The organism is Rhizobium sp. 21-4511-3d, from assembly GCF_053522545.1.
This window is the reverse complement of the sequence record NZ_JBNWCF010000003.1, coordinates 137,771-158,153: the sequence shown is the minus strand read 5'-3', so window position 1 is coordinate 158,153 and position 20,383 is coordinate 137,771. Positions and strand designations below refer to the sequence as shown.

Below are 20,383 nucleotides of genomic sequence, written 5' to 3'. Positions count from 1 at the left end.
CGCTTGTGTATATAGTACTTACGGGTGGTTTTGGACATTTTCCGGGCGCTGCGCCTCGGCTTCCAGCCAGGCCCGAAATGCGTTTGTTTCCAAGCTCTTCGTTTCCAAGAGGTCGGTCATGACGACGAGCGGGTTCGCAAGGTCAAGGCCGTGCACCCGCCTTCCATGCAGCCAGCTCGCGGCATCGGCCGATATCACGATTGCGAGATTCGCAGGCGCTGGCGCGGTTACGGCGCGCAGATGGGAGAGCAGATCGGCAAATTCGGCGGTCGGGGCGAGCCTGACCTGCAGCTCCGGCACGTCCTGCCGGCGGCCGAGGAAATAGGTGGCGGCATATCGGCCGGTCACGGCATAGGCGATCCGATGACTGCGGCAGAAGCCGTCGAGCCGCTGCGGCAGCGCTGCCAGATGGTCCGGCGTCAGGGCGAAATGCTGCCAGCGGTTCGGCCGTGACGACGCGGCATGGGGCAGGTTGTCGACGATCGCTTGGGGATGGTCGAGGCGGTAGAGATGAGCGCCGACATCGCGATTCCGGCTGACCCACCCGGCCTGTATTGCTTCAGCGATGGCGGTGCGGGCTGATGTTGCCGAGATGCCGGCGGATCGGCCGAGTTCCGCTGCCGTGAAAGGTCGATGGCGAAGATGCCAGAGGGCGCAGAGCAGCGAGAGTTTGGTTTTTGAAGCGGGGATCGGCTTTGCGTCCAGCATGAGCTCGCCGCGCGGGCGGAGATCGACACCGTCACGAAACACACCCCATCCGGCATCACCGAGCGCAATTGCCAGGGAGGAGGCGGGATCGCCGGTCACGAGAACCGGCGTCACGCCGATCTTTCCGAGTGTTTCAGCGGTGCGCCGGGCCCGCGCCTTCAGGGCCGGCCAGTTGGGGATAGGGGATACGGGTTCGCGAACCAGCAGCAGCCGCGTCCGCTGCCCGAAGAGTTCGAGTTCCGGCAGACCGGCCGCTGCAACGAGATCGGCGCGCCGGGACGACAGAAGCGTCTCGAACTCGCCGATCACCGCCGCGGCCGGCCGCAACTGCATCAGCCACCGGCCGGAAGCGGAGCGGCGGGATCAATCAGCCCCTGCGCCCGCAGATCCGACCAGAGCGCTGCCGGGATCGGCCAATGGAGATAGGAGAGGTTCTGCTCGAGTTCCTCCACCGAGCGGGCGCCGGGAATGACGCTGACGACGAGCTTGTGAGCCAGCGGGAACTGTAGTGCTGCCGCGGCGAGCGGAACATCGTAGCGGTCGCAGACTGCCGCGAGCTTCGCCACCTTATCGAGCACTTCGGCCGGTGCATTGCGGGTATTGAAAGTCGCGCCATTGACCGCGCCGGTCGCCAAAATCCCGGAATTATAGGGGCCGCCGATGACCAGCTTGGTGCCCTTGCGCTCGCAGGCGGGGAGAAGGGTCGCGAGCGGCTCCTGTTCGAGCAGCGTGTAGCGTCCGGCGAGCAGGAAATAGTCGAACTGACCCGCCTCGACGAAATCCGACAGCATCTGCCACTGGTTGATGCCGACGCCGATCGCCTTGATCACGCCTTGCGACCGCAGTTCGTCGAGCGCGGGGTAGGCGCCGTCCATCGCTTCCTTGAAACGGCTGCGGGCGTAGGGATCCTCACCCTTGGCAAAATGGATCGCCTCGTCGGGATCGTGGATTGCCAGCATGTCGATATAATCGGTGCCGAGCCGCTTCAGCGATCCCTCGATCGAGCGCAGCACGGCATCGCGCGAATAGTCGAAATCGGCGCGGAAGGGTGGGGCCTCGTCCCATAGCACGGGTCTGACCTCGCTCTGGGGGATCGGCACCAGATCGTAGCCGACCTTGGAGGAAATCACGATCTCACTGCGCGGCAGCGTGCGGATCGCCTCCCCGAGCCGCGTTTCGGCAAGGCCGAAGCCATAGACCGGGGCAGTATCGAAATAGCGCAGCCCGTTTTCAAAGGCGGCATGCACGGTCTCGTGCGCCACCTTCGGATCGGTCGCCCGGTACATATTGCCAAGGCCCGTTCCTCCCAAGCCCATGGTGGTGACCGCAAGGCCGCCTTTGGTTACGCTTCTCTTCTCCAGATCGGGCATTGCTCTTCCTTGACCATCCTGTTCATCCGGGCGGCGCCAGCGGAGTGGGCCGCGGCGCCATTGCGAATGGCATAGTGGCACAGAATTTGTCGTACAACAATGTAACCGGACGAATAGATTTTGACGGCAGAGATCGCAGCGCGTGGGCTTGCCTTCGGCCCGGGCGGCATATTTCTTTGCTAAATCGAAACTGCGCTGTCGGATTGCCGCAGTGACGCACGTCCTTGGGATGTCCACGCAATCAAAGGAGGAAACCGAACCATGCCGAGTACCATCCGTCTGCACCGCGTGCTGGCCACCAGCCCTCAGAAGATCTACCGCGCCTTCATCGAGGCCGATGCACTGGCGAAGTGGCTGCCGCCGAACGGCTTTGCCTGCACTGTCCACCACATGGAGCCGAAGGTCGGCGGCACGTTCAAGATGTCGTTCCGCAATTTCACCAACGGTGACAGCCATTCCTTCGGCGGCGAATTCAAGGAGCTGATCCCGGGCGAGCGCGTGCGCTACACCGACAAGTTCGACGATCCGAACCTGCCCGGCGAAATGGAAGTCACAGTGATCCTGAAGAAGGTGTCCGTCGGCACCGAGGTCGACATCACCCAGGCCGGCGTTCCGGATCTCATTCCGCCGGAAGCCTGCTATCTCGGCTGGCAGGAATCGCTACGCAACCTCGCGAAACTGGTCGAGCCGGAGATCACCAACTGATCTTCCTTCATCGCAAGGCGGCGCGCCGACAGGCGGGCCGTCCTGCCGCGCAGCAAACGCGTAATTGAAAATATCCAAGCTTTAGACATGCTTAATCGCTAATTAACGCTGTCCCCCTACTGTTCACCAAAAGGTCTTTGGCTGCTCTTTGCGTGCGGCGGAGAAGCCTGTGGTCACCGGGGGTTCTTACTGCATGTCTCGCTTTTCCATTCTCGGCCTGGATGCGTCGGCTGTTATCGATGCGCTGAGCCGCTCGCAGGCCATCATCGAGTTCGATCTGAAGGGCAATATCCTGACGGCGAACGAGAATTTCTGCAAAGCGGTCGGCTACCAGCGATCCGAGATCGTCGGCCGCCACCACAGCATGTTCGTGCTGCCCGACGAGGCGAAATCCGAAGAATACCGGGCCTTCTGGGCGAAGCTGGCGCGCGGCGAATACGACCAGTGCCAGTATCGCCGCCGCGCCAAGAGCGGCCAGGAAATCTGGATCGAGGCCTCCTACAATCCGGTCTTCCGCCGCGGCAAGCCCTACAAGGTCGTCAAGATCGCCACCGACATCACCGCGATCAAGCGCAAGAGCGCCGAGGATGCCGGCAAGCTCGCCGCGCTGTCGCGCGTTCAGGCAGTCATCGAGTTCACGCCCGACGGGCGCATTCTCGGCGCCAACGAGAATTTCCTTTCGGTGCTCGGATATTCGGCCGACGAGATCGTCGGCAAGCACCACTCGATGTTCTGCGAGCCGGGCTATGCCCAGTCTCAGGAATATCGCGACTTCTGGGCCGACCTGCGCACCGGCAAGTTCTCGAACGGCCAGTTCATGCGGCTCGGGAAGGATAACAAGCGCATCTTCATCCAGGCCTCCTACAACCCGATCCTCGATCACAATGGCGAAGTCTTCAAAGTCGTGAAATTCGCGATCGACGTGACCGATCGCATGCATGCCGTCGAAGAGCTCGGTTCGGCGCTGGAGCGTCTCTCGCAGTGCAATATCCGCATCACCCTCGACGAGCCCTTCGTCGGCGAATTCGAGCGCCTGCGCCGCGACTTCAACAAGTCGATCGGCGAATTCCAGAAGACACTCGTCAACGTTCTCGGCCAGACCGGCGACCTGAGCAAGAGCAGCCAGGAAGTACGCGAAGCCTCGGAGCATCTGGCCGAGCGCTCTCGCGAACAGGCAGCCGCCCTCGATGAGACGACGGCGGCGCTGAGCGAGATCACCGCGACGGTCCGTTCGTCCACTGAAAATACCAAGGAAACGCGCCAGCTCGTCCAGAGCGCCCGCGTCTCGACCGCCGCTTCCACCGAAGTCGTTCAGCAGACCGTCGATGCCATGCAGCGCATCGAGGCGGCGTCGCGCGAAATCAGCCAGATCATCGGCGTCATCGACGAGATCGCCTTCCAGACCAATCTGCTGGCGCTGAATGCCGGCGTCGAGGCCGCGCGTGCCGGTGAAGCTGGCAAGGGCTTTGCGGTCGTGGCGCAGGAAGTGCGCGAGCTCGCCCAGCGTTCGGCCAATGCCGCCAAGGAAATCAAGGTGCTGATCAACAATTCGGGCGCCGAGGTTCTCGAAGGCGTCCGTCTCGTCGGCGAGACCGGCGAGGCGCTGAAGGAAATCGACGTCCTCGTGAAGCGCATCGACGGCAATGTCGACAAGATTGCCAAGGCCGCGGACGAGCAGACGACGGGTCTTGGCGAAATCAGCAAGGCGGTTGGCCGTCTCGACCGGATGACGCAGGAAAATGCGGCGATGAGCGCCCGCACCACGGCGATCTCGAGCACGCTGGCGCTCGGTGCCGACGCGCTGTCGCAGCTCGTCAGCCTGTTCAAGCTGAACCGCCGCGCCGTGCAGCGCGACGACGGTTCGTCGGTCAAGTCCAACTGGAAGCGCACGGCGGCTTGATGCCGCCGCCCCGCCGGGCGGGCTGATTAGCCCTTGGCGGCCATCTCGGCTTCCATCTCCGCAATATCCTGGAAACGGTCGGCGATGCGGGCATGCGGCCTGCCGCCATCGGCGGCGCCGATCGCCACGACGATTTCGTCCGGGCCGGGTGCATCGGCAATCAGGAAATTGGCGGTCAGGAAATGCGAGCGCTTGCCGCTCTCGCTCTTGTGCATCATCGGCAGCGACAGAAGCGCGCCCGGGCCGTTGCGGGTATTGGCGAATTCCAGGTAGTTGGTGCCGCCGATCGCTTCGCGGAACGGATTGCCGAAGCGCAGCGTGTGGATCATCGCCGACGCGTGCTCGATCTCGCCGTTGATGCCGACCGCTGCCGCCTTGCCGCAGGCCTCTATCTTGCCGGCATCCATCTGGCGCAGCAGCCGCGTCGTCATCTCATGGCTGAGGTCGCCGGCGATACGGATGATCTCCGGCCGCAGATCCTCGACGAAGCCGCGCCCGGCCCAGGGGTTCTGGATGACGGCCGCGACGACGACCATGGTCACCGGCCGAGCTGCCGCCTTGCCGCCTTCGACATGCGTTTCTTCGAGGAAGGTGGAAATCTTTCTGATGCCGAGTGTCATGCCTTGCGCCGATACGAAATGTTGAAACTCCCAAAAGCCTAGCGGCTAAACGGCGAACGTCTTCCTCCGATCAGCGGAAGAGCGTTGCGTCGGCTTCCATCGAAACGGAGTAGATTTCCGCCGAATGCGCGCGCATGATGCGGGCAGCTGGAGGGAGCGAGGCAGTTTGGATCAGAAGTCTCAGATATTGGCGCTCCGCGACGTCGCAAGCCAGATCAACAGCGGCGGCGATCTGCAGACCGTGCTGCAGCATCTGATCGCGGCGGCCTGCCGCCATGCCCATTGGTCGCTCGGCTCGATCATGGGCATCGATGCGGCGCATGGCTATGCCTGTGTCATCGTCCGCTACGATCCGACGCTGATCGAGCGGCAGTTGCCTGAGAAGTGGGAGCTCGCGACCAGTCCGTCGCTGATTGCCCTGCAGCGCAACGAACCGGTTTACCTCCGCGACGCCCGCGAGTCCGTCGAATTTCCCGGCTACCGCAAGGAAGCGTTCGAGCGGGATTACCGCACCGTCGTCGTCATGCCGATGAACTGCAAGGACGCCGAGGGCCGGCCGATGGTGCTGAGCGTCATCTCGCGCCAGATCACCGACGTCTCCGAGGACGACCTCGCCTTTCTCGGCGCCATCATCCACATGGGTGCCATCGCCGTCGAGCGCGAACACCGGCTGGAGGCCGAAAAGCGTGCGGCACAGCGGCTCGAGCGGGCGCTGCAGGCGCATACCTCGCTGCTGGAACATGTGCTCAGCGACGGTGCCGTCGCGCCGCTCTCGGCCATGGTCGGCATGATGCTGCCGAACCCGACCGTCGTCGTCGATTTCACCGCCAATCAGGTCATTGCAGGACGCCCGCCGAATGCGCTCTACGATGAGGCCTCCTGGCAGGAAGCGGCAGCGACGACGCTTGCCCGTCCCTTGATGAAGGCGGCGCGCGAGGCGATCGATCGCGGTGCGACCGATGCCGCCAGCTTGTTTCTCGATGATGGCGCGCAGCGCTTCAAGATCTCGGCGCGCATCGAGCCGCTGACGGTCGATAATCAGCTGGTCGGCGCATTGATCATCTTTCCGACCTCGCGCGAATTCAGCGATCTCGATCTCTTGATGCTCGACAGCGCCAAGTTCGCGCTCAGCGTCCAGATGATGCGCAGCTTCATCCGCTTCCGCTTCGAGACGAGAACGCAGACCGAACTATTCTTCGAGATCGTCGAGGCACGCTGGCGCAATGCCGGCGATGTCGCCCAGCGCGCCCAGCGCCTGGGGCTGAATTTCGCCACGCCGCAGCAGATGATCGTCATCGATTTCCCCGACAAGACGAAAGCCTTCGGCGGTGCCTCCGTCGATGTCGAGCATACGCTTGCCCGCATCATGCAGCAGGCCTCGTTGCAGGCAAACCTGATCGCCATTGATGGCGGCGTCGTCTGCCTCGTGCCCCACGACGCGAGCAAGCGGCAGGAGCGGACGGTCAAGCTGACGCGGCGTATCGCTGAGGAACTCGGTCGCTATTTCGACGAGCCGCCTGTTGTCGTTGCGGGAAATCGCTGCGCGGCGCTGTCCGATTATCCGGCGGCCTGGGAACGCTGCAGCCGGATGATCCGCATCGGCCGGTCCTTCGGGCTCACCGGTGCCGTCTCGGCGCAGGATTTCGGGCCGCTGCCGATGCTGGTGGCGGCATCCGAGGCGGGCGATGTGCGCAGCTTCGTGCAGGAGAGCGTTGGCGCCATCGCCGAGCATGACCGCGAGAACGGCACGCCCTATCTCGAGACGCTCTCTACGTATCTGCAGGAAGGCTGCCGCAGTCAGGCCTGCGCCGATACGATGGGCCTGCATGTGACGACGCTGCGCTACCGGTTGTCTCGCATCCAGGAGCTTTTCGGCGTCGATGTAGAGACGCCCGAGAAGCGCTTCGCCGTCGAGCTGGCGATCCGCCTGCACGGTGTCATCGACAATCGGGTCAGCGCCGAAAAGTAACCTCCGCCGACCGGTATCCGTGGTTTTACAGCGCTTGCTGCTGGCCGCTTTTCGTCTCCTACGGATCGCAGCAGAAGTTTTCCGCTCACTCCGTCGAAGCCAAGGAAGAACGGCTGCACCGGCAACGATAGCCTCTCCTCATCAAGCACGAGGAGGCGCTGAGAGATGGTGGAGATAGCGGCAAAGGCGGATGCGCCGATCGACCCGATCGCCCTGCGCCGAGCCTTCGGAACCTTCGTAACCGGCGTCACCGTTATCACCACCCGTGACGAGGACGGAACGCCGCGCGGCATGACGGCGAATTCCTTCACCTCCGTCTCGCTCGATCCGCCGCTGCTGCTGGTCTGCATCGCCAAGTCGGCATCCAGCTATCAGGCTTTCACCGGCGCCGGTTGCTTCGCGGTCAATATCCTCCATGAAGGACAGGTCGGCGTATCCGCGACCTTTGCCTCCAAGTCGCCGGACAAGTTCCAGTCCGTCACCCACGATCATATCCATACCGGCGCGCCTGTCTTGACCGACAGCCTCACCTGGTTCGACTGCACGACCTACAATACCGTCGATGCCGGTGATCATGCGGTGCTGATCGGCGAAGTCCGGGCTTTCGGCACCAGCCCGACGGCGCCGCTCGGCTTCTGCCGCGGCCGCTACGCCAGCGTCAAGGATCCGCTGCCATCGGGATGGCTCGCCTCGCATGGGATGATCATCGGCTATCTGATCGAAGCCGGCGATGGCCTGCTGTTGCGCTCGGATGGCAAGGGTGGCTGGGTGCTTCCCTCGGCGCGCCGCCGCAAGGCCGACAGCCAGCTGGTGGTCGAAGGCGGCGATGCGCTGAGCCTCGTTCCGGAAGAGACCTTTCTCTATTCCGTCTTCGATGTAGCCGACAGCGATCCCGGCTATCTCGTCTATCGTGCCCGGCTGGCGGGCGAGGGGGCGGGCGTCAACCTGCCAGCCGACCTCCGCTTCTTCGCCATCGACGATCTGCCCTACGAAGCGATCGCCACCCACGAACTGCGCTCCATGCTGCGCCGCTACGTCCGCGAGCGGCAGGCCGGCCGGTTCGGCATCTACATGGATTCGGACGACGGCGGCCGCGTCGCGATGATCGACGGCGAAGCCCGTGCCTGGATCCAAGCCTCCCAAGACCAAGGACAGTGACATGAAGACGACGGTAAGCTCCATCGAAGGGTCGCGACAGGGCCTGTTCATCAACGGCGAATTCGTGGCGCCGAAGAACGGCAACTACATCGCCAGCTACGACCCGACCACCGGCGAGCGCTGGTACGATCTGGCCGAAGCCGATGCCGACGACGTCGCATCTGCGGTCGCGGCCGCGAATGCCGCCTTCCGCAATCCGGCCTGGCGGCGCATGACGCAGACGGACCGCGGTGCGCTGGTCCGCAAGCTCGCGGAACTCGTCCGCGCCAATGCCGATACGCTTGCCGAGATCGAGACGCGCGACAACGGCAAGCTGCTGAAGGAAACCCGGGCGCAGATGCGCTCGATGCCTGATAGCTATCACTATTTCGCCGGGATGGCCGACAAGCTGCAGGGCGACACGATCCCGATCAACCGGGCCGATACGCTGAACATCAACCTGCGCGAACCGCTCGGCGTCGTCGGCATGATCACGCCCTGGAATTCGCCGCTGATGCTGCTGACCGGCACGCTGGCGCCATGCCTGGCGATCGGCAACACCGTCGTCATCAAGCCTTCGGAACATGCGACTGCCTCGACGCTGGCGCTGGCCGAACTCATTCATGAAGCCGGCTTCCCCGCCGGTGTCGTCAATGTCGTCACGGGCACCGGCAAGAGCGCCGGCGAAGCCCTGACCCGCCATCCGGGCGTCGCCAAGTACGTCTTCACCGGCAGCACCGCGACCGGCCGCCGTATCGCCGGCAATGCCGCGCAGAACCTCGTGCCCTGCTCAATGGAGCTCGGCGGAAAGTCGCCGCATGTGGTCTTCGGCGACGTCGAGATCGAGCATGCCGTCAATGGCGTCGTCTCCGGCGTCTTTGCCGCTGCCGGGCAGACCTGCGTTGCCGGTTCGCGCTGCTTCGTCGAGGCCAGCATCTACGACAAGTTCATCGATGCGCTGATCGCCCGCACCGCCCGCATCCGCGTCGGCCTGCCGACGGTCGATGATACCGATATCGGCCCTCTGGCGCTCGCCGACCAGCTTTCCAAGGTCGAGGGTTACGTTGCCTCGGGCGTCAAGGAAGGCGCCAAGGTTGCGGCGGGTGGCCGCCGTCCGCAGAAGGTAGGTCTCTCGAGCGGCGGCTGGTACTACGAGCCGACCGTCATGGTCGATGCGCAAAACGACATGGGCTTCATGCGTGACGAGATCTTCGGCCCGGTGGTCGGCGTCATGCCGTTCCGCGACGAGGCGGAGATGATCGCGCTTGCCAATGACAGCCATTACGGCCTCGCCTCCGGCATCTGGACCAAGGACATCGATCGGGCCTTGCGCTTCGCCAACCAGATCGAGGCCGGCACCGTCTGGGTCAATACCTATCGCTCGGCCTCCTTCATGTCCGCCAATGGCGGCTTCAAGGAGAGCGGCTATGGCCGCCGCGGCGGCTTCGAGGTGATGCATGAGTTCTCACGGCTGAAGAACGTCATCATCGATTATTCCGGCGCCATGCAGGACCCCTTCGTCATCCGTCTGAAGTGACGGCACGCACAAAACTGAACCCGAAAGGGAGGCTAGCAGATGAAATTCGCAGTATCGCTGACCATGGAACGCTTCTCGCCCGACATTCCGATGTCGACGGTCAAGAACAATCTCCTGCAATTGGCACGGATGGCCGACGAGGGCGGTTTCGAGGCGCTCTGGACTGCCGAGCACCACACGATCGAATGCACGATCTCTCCCAATCCGTTCCAGACGCTGGTCTGGCTGGCGCAGCACACCGAGCAGATCCGTCTGGGTACCTCGACGCTGGTTGCGCCCTACTGGACGCCGATCCGTCTCGCCGGCGAATCCGCGCTCTGCGATCATCTGACCAATGGCCGTCTGGAATTCGGCATCGCCCGCGGCTCCTACCAGTATGAGTTCGACCGGATGGCCGGCGGCATGCCGCAGCAGGAAGGCGTCGCCTACATGAAGGAGATCGTCCCGGCTGTGAAGAAGCTCTGGGCCGGCGACTACGCCCATGACGGGCACTACTGGAAATTCCCGACCGCCACGTCGGTGCCGAAGCCGCTGCAGCAGCCGCATCCGCCGATCTGGGTCGCGGCCCGCGATCCCGGCTCCTTCGACTGGGCGATCGCCAATGGCGCCAGCATCCTCTCGACGCCGCTCTCGCAGCCGGCGGCCGAGATCCAGGTTCTGGCCGACAAGTTCAACAAGGCGGTTGCCGATCATCCCGAGGTACCGCGCCCGCGCTTCATGATGCAGCGCCGCACCTGCGTTTACGACAAGGCCGACGGCTGGGAACTGGCAGTCAAGCACAGCATGGATTACGGCCGCGCCTTCGAAAACCTGATGCAGAATATCGGCAATGTCCGCGAAGGATTCCCGGAAGCGGTGCCCTATGAAGCGGTCAAGGGCAAGGACAACTACAATCCGGACAATATCCGCAAGAACCTGATGTTCGGCACGCCCGACGAGGCGATCGAGAAACTGCTGGTCTATGAAGCAGCAGGTGTCGATCAGTACTGCCTCGGCCTGACCTTCAACCTGCCCTTCGAGCTGCAGAAGCGGACGATCGAGCTGTTCGTCAAGGAAATCATGCCCTTCTTCGCAGCGCGCGAAAAGGACAAGCAGCGCAAGGCGGCGGCAGGCTGACATGGCAGAGGCACAGCGCCATACCGTCGGAGACGTGACGCTCAACTACCGGATCGACGGTAGCGGCGATCCGCTGGTCTGCATCCACGGCGTCGGCTCCTATCTGGAGGCGTGGTCGGGTGTGGTCGAGCGCCTGAAGGACAGTTTCACCATCCTGACCTTCGACCTGCGCGGCCACGGCCAATCGAGCCGGGTGAAGGGCCGCTACGAGATCGACGATTTCGTCAACGAGGCGCTGGCGCTCGCCGACAAGGCAGGCTTCTCGAGTTTCAATCTCGCCGGCTTCTCGCTCGGCGGGTTGATCGCCCAGCGCCTGGCGCTGACCCATCTCGACCGGCTGCGCAAGCTGGCGCTGCTATCGACAGTGGCCGGGCGCACGCCGGAGGAGCGGACGCGGGTTTTGGAGCGTCTCGCGGCGCTGCGGGCCGGTACGCCGGCCGATCATCACAATGCCTCGCTGTCGCGCTGGCTGACCGAAGAATTCCAGGCCGCGAACCCGAAGGTCATAGCAAGGCTTCGCCAGCGCGATGCCGAGAACGATCCGGAATGCTATGCGGCCGCCTACCGCGTGCTCGCCGAGACCGACTTCGGCGGCTTCCTCGACCAGATCCGCTGCCCGACGCTGATTGCGACGGGCGAGGACGATGCCGGATCCAATCCGCGCATGGCCCGCTACATGCACGAGCGTATCCCCGGCTCGACGCTGTCGATCCTGCCGGGCCTGCGCCATTCCATTCTCATCGAGGCGCCGGAAACGGTGGCGAACCTGATGCGCGGCTTCCTGGCCGCCAAGGAGACGAACCATGGATGAGGCACTCAGAAAGAGCGGCGAGGCCGTTCGCCGCAAGGTACTGGGTGACGACTATGTCGACCGCGCCATCAACGGCGCCGACAGCTTCTCGGCACCGTTCCAGGATGTGCTCAACGAATATTGCTGGGGCACGGCCTGGACCGACGAAGGGCTCGACCTCAAGCAGCGCAGCCTCCTCAACCTCGGCATGCTGGCGGCGCTGAACCGCATGCATGAATTCGGCATCCATTTTCGCGGCGCGATCCGCAATGGCCTGACTGATGACGAACTGAGGGCAGCACTCGTGCAGATCGCGGTTTATTGCGGCATTCCGGCCGGCGTCGAGGCCTTCCGGGTCGCCCGCTCCATTCGCGACGAGATGCGTCAGAAAGGAGAGCTCTGACTTCCATCGATTCAAGGAAGCGACCGGCCTGCGGCTGCTTCAAATCGCCGGAAGACGAAAAGGTCTCTTCGACATCAAGATTGCATGACGGTACGGGAATGAGCCCGGGCCAAAAACCAAGAATGACAATAAAGGGAACCATCGCATGAACAGACTGACCAAGATTTCCGCAGCGGCAGCATCGCTTGCCGTGGCCTTCGCCGCACTCCCGGCCAATGCCGGTGCCGTCCTCGACCGCGTCATGGCGGCCAAGGACCTGAAGGTTGCGACCGACGCCAACTGGGCGCCGCAATCCTTCATGAACGAGAAGAACGAACTCGACGGCTTCGACGTCGATGTCGCCAAGGATATCGGCAAGCGCCTCGGCGTGAAGGTCGAGTTCGTCACCCCGGGCTGGGACATCATCACTGCCGGCAACTGGGCGGGCCGCTGGGACATGCATGTCGGCTCGATGACGCCGACCAAGAAGCGCGCCGAGATCTTCGATTTCCCGGCCGTCTACTACTACACCCCGGCAGCCGTTGCCGTTCACAAGGATAGCAAGGCGACGAAGCTTTCCGATCTTGACGGTAAGGTCGTCGGCACCACGGCAACCTCGACCTTCGAAGCCTATGCCAAGGGCGACCTGACGCTCGATGCCGCCGGCGCGCCTCCCTTCAAATACGAGTTCAAGCCGAAGGAAGTGAAGTCCTACGCCAACTCGACCACCGCCTTCGACGATCTGCGTCTCGGTGACGGTACCCGTCTCGATGCCGTCGTCTCCTCGCTGCCGAGCATTCTCGACGCGGTAAAGGCCGGCTACCCGATCAAGCAGATCGGCGACCCCGTCTTCTACGAGCCGCTCGCCGTTGCGATCGAGCATGGCGACAAGGAATTCAACGACAAGATCGCTGAAGCCGTGAAGGGCATGCAGGCCGATGGCACTCTGAGCAAGCTCTCCGTGAAGTGGTATGGCGTAGACTATACGGTCGTAAAGTAACCACCGCCAGAAGCGGACGGTCCGGGCAACCGGACCGTCGATTTGCCGCAAGGGACAAGAGATGCTTTATCCCGATACCGTCGAGTCTGAAGTGCTCGTCCATAAGCCGTGGTTAATCGCGACGATGTTTGCGGTCGTGCTGGCCTTCTTCCTGATGTTCAACATGACCGGCACGGCGATGGGCGAATTGATGCGCCCCGTGATCGGCGATCCCTCTGCCAGCGGCCTGTATGGACGTTTCGCGATCGCCTTCGTCATCGCCGTCATGTTCGTGCTCAATGTCGTGCTGATCGGCTTTGCGCCGCTCAGGGTGCAGATTGCGGTCGTCTGGCTGGAACTGCTGCTTCTGTTCCTCGCCTTTTTCGCGACCTTTCATCTGAGCCTGCCGTTCATCGCCGAAAAACTGCCCTTCATGATTACCCAGGGCCTAGTGACGACGATCTATGTCTCGGCAATCTCGATCGTCATCGCCTCGGCGATCGCCATTCTCGGCGCCGTCGCCAAGCTCTCGACCAATGGCTTCGCCTATGCGATCGCCAGCTTCTACACGTCGTTCTTCCGCGGCCTGCCGCTCCTCATGCAGGTCTATCTGATCTATCTCGGCCTGCCGCAGCTCGGCTTCGTCATCGATGCGGTGCCGGCCGGTATTCTCGCCCTGTCGCTCTGCTACGGCGCCTACATGACGGAAATCTTCCGCTCGGGCATCCAGAGCATCGACCGTGGCCAGTGGGAAGCCTCGCGCTCGATCGGCTTCGGCTTCGGCATCACCATGCGCAAGATCATCCTGCCGCAGGCACTGCCGGTCATCATCCCGCCGACCGGCAACCAGTTCATCTCCATGCTGAAGGACAGCTCGCTGGTCTCGGTCATCGGCGTCTGGGAACTGATGTTCCTCGCCCGCACGCTCGGACAGAAGACCTTTCAGCACATGGAAATGCTGATCTCGGCCGCCATGCTCTACTGGATCATGTCGATCTGCCTGGAGCTCATCCAATCCCGCATCGAGCGTCATTACGCCAGGAGCAAAGTCCGATGAACGGCGACAAGATCATCGAAGCGAAGAACGTTTCCAAGTGGTACGGCGCCTTCCAGGTGCTGAAGGATATCAACCTGACGGTCAGCAAGGGCGAGCGCATCGTCGTCTGCGGTCCCTCGGGCTCCGGCAAGTCGACGCTGATCCGCTGCTTCAACCGGCTGGAAGCGCATCAGGAAGGCGAGATTTCCGTCAATGGCATCACGCTGCACAACAAGATGCGCAATGTCGGCGAGGTCCGCAAGAATGTCGGCATGGTGTTCCAGCACTTCAATCTCTTCCCGCATATGACGGTGCTGATGAACTGCATGGTCGGGCCGATGTGGATCAAGGGCGTGCCGGAGGCGGAAGCCAAGAAGACGGCGCTGAAATTTTTAGAGCGCGTGCGCATTCCCGAACAGGCCAACAAATATCCGATCCAGCTTTCGGGCGGCCAGCAGCAGCGCGTGGCGATTGCTCGCTCGCTCTGCATGCAGCCGGCCGTGATGCTCTTCGACGAGCCGACTTCGGCGCTCGACCCGGAAATGGTCTCGGAAGTGCTGGAGACGATGACCGGGCTTGCCAAGGACGGCATGACGATGGTCTGCGTGACCCACGAAATGGGCTTCGCCCGCGCCGTCGCCGACCGGGTGATCTTCATGAATTCGGGTCAGATCGTCGAGGAAGGCAAGCCGAACGACTTCTTCACCAACCCGCAGCACGAGCGGACCAAGCTGTTCCTCAGCCAGATTCTCAAGCACTGAGCGGCTTCTGCCGCTCAGGCCCTGGCAAAACGCAGGCACATCGGCGTGCCGATGCGGATGGTCTTGCCGCTGTCAACAAGTGCTCCGGTTTCCGGATCACGGGCGAAGATGCTGACGACATCGCCGTCCTGATTGGCGCAAAGCAGATGGCTGCCCTGCGGGGCGATCGCGAGATTGCGCGGCGTCCGGCCGCCGCAGGGGACCTGACCCATTGGCGAGAGCCTGCCGGTTTCAGCATCGACCGCGAAGACTGCGATGCTGTCATGGCCGCGATTGGCGCCGTAGAGAAACCGTCCGTCAGATGAGATCTGCAGGTCGGAGGCATGGTTTGCGGCGGCGGCCTGATCGGGAACGGTCGGACAGACGGCGATCTCTTCGAGTGACTTGCCGCCTGCGCCGATCCGGTAGCTTGCCACCGTCGAGTCAAGCTCGTTGATGACGAAGACGAAGCGCCCGGACGGATGCAGTGCGACATGGCGCGGTCCGGCGCCTGGCCGTGTGGCGGTCTCGCTGATCTTTTCGAGTTGCCCGTTTTCCAGGCTGTAGACCGTCAGCCGGTCGGTGCCGAGATCGGCGACAAGCAGCAGATTGGGCGCAATCTCGGTGACGCTGTGCGGATGGCTGCGTTCCTGGCGGGCGGCATTGGGGCCGGTGCCGGATTGCGCGGCGCTGATGCGGCCGGGCGCCAGCGAGCCGTCTGCCCGCCGTCCGAAGGCGACCAGTGCCTGATCCGGACCACCCGCACCCATCGCATAATTGACGACGAAGAGATGCCGTCCATCCCGGGAAATCGCATTATGCGCCGTCGTTGCGCCAAGCGAAGGCTGCATGTTGAGGTGGTCGAGGCGTGCAGCCTTGCTTTCGAAGGACAGGGCAGTAACCAGACCCTCGTACCAGCCCTCGATCTCGGAATTGGCATAGACGAGGCTGCCGTCCGGAGTCGGCGAGAGAAAGGTCGGATTGACGATCTGCGGGGCGGAAGCCAGCCGCTCGGCCGTCAGGGTCTCGTCATCGAAGAGGTGGACCGAGAGGCCATCGCCATTGGCGCCTTCGAAATAGGAGGTCGGCTGGTTGAGCGTGCCGATGAAGAGCAGATGTTTCATGGCTGGTCGCCTTAGAGGATCAGGATGGCTCTGAAATCGTTGACATTGGTCCCGGTCGGGCCGGTCTCGAAGAGGTCGCCGATCGCCTTGAAGCCGGTATAGCTGTCATTGGCATCGAGAACGCGGCGCGGATCGAGAGCCGCGGCGCGCAAGCGCTTGACGGTCGTGCCATCCGCAAAGGCGCCGGCATTGTTCTCCGATCCGTCGATGCCGTCGGTATCGGCAGCGAGCAGGTGGATGTCGTGGCCGTCGAGCGCGAGTGCGGCGGCAAGCGCGAATTCGCCGTTGCGGCCACCCTTGCCGCCCTTGGCGCGCAGCGTCACCGTCGTCTCGCCGCCGGAGAGCACGACGACCGGCTTCGTGAAGGGGCGGTCGCGGCCGCTGACTTCCCTGGCGATTGCCGCATGCACAAACGCCACGTCGCGGGATTCGCCTTCGATCGCATCCGACAGGATTGCCGCTTCGATGCCGCTCGCGCGGGCAAGCGCGGCGGCCGCTTCCAGCGAGACGCCGGCCGAGGCGATGATGTGATGGCTATTGCGGGCAAAGGCCGGATTATCGGGCAGCGGCGCGTCGGCCTTTTCGGAGTTCAGATGATCGAGCGCCGCCTGCGGCAGCTTCAGGCCGTACTGTGCGATAATCTCCAGCGCCTCGTGCCGGGTCGAGCGATCGGGGACGGTCGGTCCCGAGGCGACATGCGCCGGGTTGTCACCCGGAATGTCCGAAACGATGAGGCTGACGACACGGGCCTTGGTCGCGGCGGCGAGACGGCCGCCCTTGATCGTCGAGAGATGCTTGCGCACGACATTCATCGCCGAGATCGGCGCGCCGGATGCCAGCAGCATCTCGTTCAGCGCAATCTCGTCGTCGAGCGTCAGTCCCTCCGGCGGCGATGGCAGCAGTGCCGAACCGCCGCCGCAGACCAGCGCGATGACGAGGTCATCGGCCGTCAGGTCCCGGACCGTCTCAAGCAGCCGCTTCGATGCGGCAAGACCGGCGGCATCCGGCACCGGATGGGATGCCTCGATGATCTCGACATGTTCGGTCTCGCAGCCATAGCCGTAGCGAGTGACGACGACGCCTCCGAGCGGGCCGTCCCAGAGGCTTTCCAGTGCCCGCGCCATCTGCGCCGCGCCCTTGCCGGCGCCGATCACTACCGTTCTGCCCTTCGGCTTTTCCGGCAAATGCGCCCTGATCCCCGTCAGCGGGTCGGCGGCCTTGACGGCGGCGTGGAAAAGCGAAGCGAGGAATTCACGCGGCGAGGAGATGGAGTGGGTCATGGAATGATCTGCGCTTGATGTCACTACTATGCGTAATCGTGCTGCGGCTGCCGCTGCAAGACGCCTTTGAGAATATCGGCCGCTTTCTCGGCAATCATGATGGTCGCGGCATTGGTATTCGACGAGATCAGCCGCGGCATGACGGAACTGTCGCAGACCCGGAGCCGATCGATGCCGCGCACCTTGAGATCCGGATCGACGACGGCATCTTCGCCACCGCCCATGCGGCATGTGCCGACGGGGTGATAGGCCGAGCGGCCGTACTGCCGGGCGAACTGCCGGTATTCCTCTTGCGTGCGGATATTGCCGTCAGGCAGATGCAGCCGTCTGACGAAGGGCCGGAAGGCCGGCTGGGAGAGGATTTCCTGGCAGATCTTGATGCCGTCGACGGCGCGTTCCAGATCGTAGGGCTCGGCAAAGGCGTTCGGGTCGATCGCCGGGGGAACTGATGGATCCTTCGAGCGCAGCGTCACCGTCCCGCGAGAGCGCGGGCGCACGTGATAGGAATTCAGCGTGCAGCCGTTGCCGCCAGGCACGCCGCCGATGCCCTCCTCGACGCCTGCGCCCGGCAGGAAGTGGAACTGCAGGTCCGGGGTCTTCTCGGCCTTGTCGCCCCACCAGAAGCCGCCGCCCTCGACGATGTTCGAGGCCACCGGCCCCTTGCCGAACAGGGCGTATTCGATCCCGGCCGCGACCTGCCAATGGCGCTTCTTGTAGCGGTCGATGCCGTGCGAGCCGCTGAGTTCAGCGAGAACATCGACATCCATGTGATCCTGCAGGTTCTTGCCGACCTGCGGCAGATCTCTGACGACATCGATATCGAGCGCTCGTAGTTCGTCGGCGGGGCCGAGACCCGAGAGCATCAGCATCTTCGGCGAACCGATGGCGCCCGACGTGAGGATGACTTCGCGCTCGGCCCTCAACAGCACCGGCCGGCCGTTCTCGATGATCTCGATGCCGACGGCGCAGCCGTTCTCGATGACGATCCTGTTGACGGCGGTACCGGTGCGCACCGTCAGGTTCTTACGATGCGCGGCGGGCTTCAGATAGCCGACGGCGGTGCTGCTGCGGCGGCCGTTTTTGGTGGTCGTCTGATAGAAACCGGCGCCCGCCTGCGATCCCGCATTGAAGTCGGGATTGAAGGGAAGACCGGCTTCCTGTGCGGCGCGCACGAAGACGCGCGTCAGCGGATGCGGGTTCTGCGAGCTGACGCCGAGCGGTCCTTCGGTGCCGTGATGAGCGCCGCCGAATGTGTCATTGCCTTCGGACTTGCGGAAATAGGGGCGCACATCCTCGTAGCCCCAGCCAGCGCATCCCTCGAGGTCGCGCCAGCCGTCGTAATCCTCGGGGCAGCCGCGGGTGAAGACCTGCGCGTTGATCGAGCTGCCGCCGCCGAGCACGCGGGCCTGCGGATAGACCATCTTGCGCCCGGCAATCTCGCGCCCGGCCACCGTTTCATAGCCCCAGATCAGCGGGCCGGCCGTCATCTTGAAGAAGCCTACGGGGAGATGGATATACATATTGCTGTCGCGTGGACCGGCTTCCAGCAGGGTCACGGAAACACCAGGGTCCTCGCTCAGGCGCGCAGCAAGCACGCATCCCGCCGAGCCGCCCCCGACGATGATGTAATCGGGCATTCTCTCCTCCGTAAAATGCATGTGATGCCGGGCGCTCCTCGTTGCCGCGGCATCAATTCGCGATCACAATCTCAAGTCTCTTGCCCCTCGTCAAGAGAAAGGGTACGGTTATCGTCTTGAAGGGTTGTCGTACAAATGCTATGACGACGTTGCTTCAGATCGCGGTGCCGGGGAAAGAAGGACGGCATCGGGATCTTCGTCATTCAACGGGAGGTTTTCGAATGATCGATAAGATAAATTCGCATTTCGGCAGCATGAACCGCAGATCGTTTCTGGCAACCGTCGCGGCGGGCGCAACCGTCGCAGCGCTGCCGAAACAGCTCTTCGCCGCAGACAAGCCGACGCTTGTCACGTCGATCCGCTCGCTTTCCAACCCGTATCATGCGGTCTGGAAGACCGGTGCCGAGGCCTTCGCCTCCGCCATCGGCCTCGACCACGTCACGCTTGTCTCGGAAGGCAACAGCGAAAAGGGGATTGCCGACATCAAGGCCATGCTCGCCAAGACCGGCGGCAACATGGTTTTGAATTCCGACCCGAACGATACGCCGGATGCGCGCCCCATCGTCGAGGCCTGCGCCAAGGCCGGCGCCTATGTCGTGACCCAGTGGAACAAGCCTGCCGACCTGCATCCGAAGGACTTCAACCCGAACTACGTCTCGCATATCGAATTCGACGGCATCTCGAGCGGCAAGCAGATCGCCGAAATCCTCTTCAAGTCGATCGGCGGCTCCGGCGGCATCATCGCGCTCGGCGGCCAGATCTCCAACACCGCGGCGATCGAACGCAAGAAGGGCCTGGAAGACGCGCTGGCGGCCAACACCAACATCAAGCTCCTGGATTTCCAGGTGGCGAACTGGAAGTCTTCGGAAGCCTATGATCTGACGAGCAACCTGCTTACCCGCTTCGGCGACGACGTGAAGGGCATCTGGGCCGCCAATGACGACATGGGCACCGGCGCTCTCGAGGCGCTGCGCGCCGAAAACCTCGCGGGCAAGGTCCCGGTCGTCGGCGTCGATGGCATCAAGGCTGCGGTCGATGCGGTGCGCAAGGGCGAGTTTGCCTGCACCGTGACGTCCGATCCGTTCTGGCAGGGCGGCATGGGCCTGGCGATCGGTCTCGCCGCGCTTCAGAAGAAGTTCGACCCGGCCAAGGAGCCGGCCGATCACCGCGAGTTCTACGGCAAGGCGGTGCTGATCGCGAAGGAGAATGTCGAGGAATATTACAAGACCAACATCGACTCCCATCCGACGCTCGACTGGAACGATCTCTGGGGCCGCGTCACGGGTGCGATCCGCGCTTAAGCGGCAGTGTGTCCTCCCGCAGCTCGCGGCTCCTCCGCGGCTGCCTCCTCGC

The 20,383-nt window shown here is 63.4% G+C and carries 18 protein-coding genes; 12 read left to right on the top strand and 6 right to left on the bottom strand.

Translation table 11 applies throughout. The features are described 5' to 3' along the window. Nucleotides 1–18 precede the first annotated feature (18 nt). Nucleotides 19–1,041, bottom strand: coding sequence for a hypothetical protein (locus tag ACQZ5H_RS09135; protein WP_449097428.1), 1,023 nt, complete (start codon nt 1,039–1,041; stop codon nt 19–21). Then, on the bottom strand, nt 1,041–2,078 hold the full coding sequence (locus ACQZ5H_RS09130; protein WP_449097427.1) for an aldo/keto reductase: 1,038 nt from the start codon (nt 2,076–2,078) through the stop codon (nt 1,041–1,043). Before ACQZ5H_RS09130 ends, ACQZ5H_RS09135 begins: the two co-directional genes overlap by 1 nt. A gap of 261 nt (nt 2,079–2,339) precedes the next feature. On the opposite strand from ACQZ5H_RS09130, the gene ACQZ5H_RS09125 reads away from it, so the two are divergent. Both ACQZ5H_RS09125 and ACQZ5H_RS09120 read left to right on the top strand, forming a co-directional pair. Continuing rightward, nucleotides 2,340–2,783, top strand: coding sequence for an SRPBCC family protein (locus ACQZ5H_RS09125; RefSeq protein ID WP_203430299.1), 444 nt, complete (start codon nt 2,340–2,342; stop codon nt 2,781–2,783). Nucleotides 2,784–2,976: 193 nt separating this feature from the next. Next, complete coding sequence (locus ACQZ5H_RS09120) at nt 2,977–4,683, top strand: methyl-accepting chemotaxis protein (protein ID WP_199625679.1); 1,707 nt, start codon at nt 2,977–2,979, stop codon at nt 4,681–4,683. A 26-nt stretch (nt 4,684–4,709) separates the two neighbouring features. Here the strand turns inward: ACQZ5H_RS09120 and ACQZ5H_RS09115 are convergent, their stop codons facing one another. Beyond that, a complete protein-coding gene (locus tag ACQZ5H_RS09115; RefSeq protein ID WP_449097426.1) occupies nt 4,710–5,303 on the bottom strand; it encodes an amino acid synthesis family protein in 594 nt (197 codons plus the stop codon). Nucleotides 5,304–5,469: 166 nt separating this feature from the next. Between ACQZ5H_RS09115 and ACQZ5H_RS09110 the strand changes: the two genes are divergently transcribed. From ACQZ5H_RS09110 to ACQZ5H_RS09070, 9 genes are all read left to right on the top strand, one after another. After that, nucleotides 5,470–7,272 (top strand): helix-turn-helix domain-containing protein, encoded by a 1,803-nt coding sequence (locus ACQZ5H_RS09110; protein ID WP_112714761.1) that lies wholly within the window; start codon nt 5,470–5,472, stop codon nt 7,270–7,272. A gap of 165 nt (nt 7,273–7,437) precedes the next feature. Further along, complete coding sequence (locus ACQZ5H_RS09105) at nt 7,438–8,430, top strand: flavin reductase (RefSeq protein ID WP_199625682.1); 993 nt, start codon at nt 7,438–7,440, stop codon at nt 8,428–8,430. 1 nt (nt 8,431) lies between these two features. After that, entirely contained in the window at nt 8,432–9,946 is a 1,515-nt protein-coding gene (locus ACQZ5H_RS09100) for an aldehyde dehydrogenase (protein ID WP_449097425.1), read from the top strand. A gap of 39 nt (nt 9,947–9,985) precedes the next feature. Continuing rightward, nucleotides 9,986–11,062, top strand: coding sequence for an LLM class flavin-dependent oxidoreductase (locus ACQZ5H_RS09095; RefSeq protein ID WP_449097424.1), 1,077 nt, complete (start codon nt 9,986–9,988; stop codon nt 11,060–11,062). A 1-nt stretch (nt 11,063) separates the two neighbouring features. After that, the gene (locus tag ACQZ5H_RS09090) at nt 11,064–11,873 is read left to right on the top strand and encodes an alpha/beta fold hydrolase (protein WP_449097423.1); all 810 of its coding nucleotides are present in this window, start codon (nt 11,064–11,066) and stop codon (nt 11,871–11,873) included. Next, a complete protein-coding gene (locus tag ACQZ5H_RS09085; RefSeq protein ID WP_112714771.1) occupies nt 11,866–12,255 on the top strand; it encodes a carboxymuconolactone decarboxylase family protein in 390 nt (129 codons plus the stop codon). Before ACQZ5H_RS09090 ends, ACQZ5H_RS09085 begins: the two co-directional genes overlap by 8 nt. A gap of 145 nt (nt 12,256–12,400) precedes the next feature. Beyond that, nucleotides 12,401–13,234, top strand: coding sequence for a transporter substrate-binding domain-containing protein (locus ACQZ5H_RS09080; protein ID WP_130280511.1), 834 nt, complete (start codon nt 12,401–12,403; stop codon nt 13,232–13,234). 61 nt (nt 13,235–13,295) lie between these two features. Further along, the gene (locus ACQZ5H_RS09075; protein WP_449097422.1) at nt 13,296–14,270 is read left to right on the top strand and encodes an amino acid ABC transporter permease; all 975 of its coding nucleotides are present in this window, start codon (nt 13,296–13,298) and stop codon (nt 14,268–14,270) included. Continuing rightward, entirely contained in the window at nt 14,267–15,010 is a 744-nt protein-coding gene (locus tag ACQZ5H_RS09070; protein WP_281438215.1) for an amino acid ABC transporter ATP-binding protein, read from the top strand. The genes ACQZ5H_RS09075 and ACQZ5H_RS09070 overlap by 4 nt, the downstream gene beginning before the upstream one ends. A 14-nt stretch (nt 15,011–15,024) precedes the next feature. On the opposite strand, the gene ACQZ5H_RS09065 is transcribed toward ACQZ5H_RS09070, so the two are convergent. From ACQZ5H_RS09065 to ACQZ5H_RS09055, 3 genes are read right to left on the bottom strand one after another with little or no spacing between them, the layout of a single operon-like run. After that, a complete protein-coding gene (locus ACQZ5H_RS09065) occupies nt 15,025–16,113 on the bottom strand; it encodes a lactonase family protein (protein ID WP_449097421.1) in 1,089 nt (362 codons plus the stop codon). Nucleotides 16,114–16,124: 11 nt separating this feature from the next. Then, complete coding sequence (locus tag ACQZ5H_RS09060; protein ID WP_449097420.1) at nt 16,125–17,393, bottom strand: glycerate kinase type-2 family protein; 1,269 nt, start codon at nt 17,391–17,393, stop codon at nt 16,125–16,127. A 26-nt stretch (nt 17,394–17,419) separates the two neighbouring features. Further along, complete coding sequence (locus ACQZ5H_RS09055) at nt 17,420–19,030, bottom strand: GMC family oxidoreductase (RefSeq protein ID WP_449097419.1); 1,611 nt, start codon at nt 19,028–19,030, stop codon at nt 17,420–17,422. Between the two features lie 221 nt (nt 19,031–19,251). On the opposite strand from ACQZ5H_RS09055, the gene ACQZ5H_RS09050 reads away from it, so the two are divergent. Further along, entirely contained in the window at nt 19,252–20,331 is a 1,080-nt protein-coding gene (locus tag ACQZ5H_RS09050; protein ID WP_130280521.1) for a sugar ABC transporter substrate-binding protein, read from the top strand. Nucleotides 20,332–20,383 lie beyond the last annotated feature (52 nt).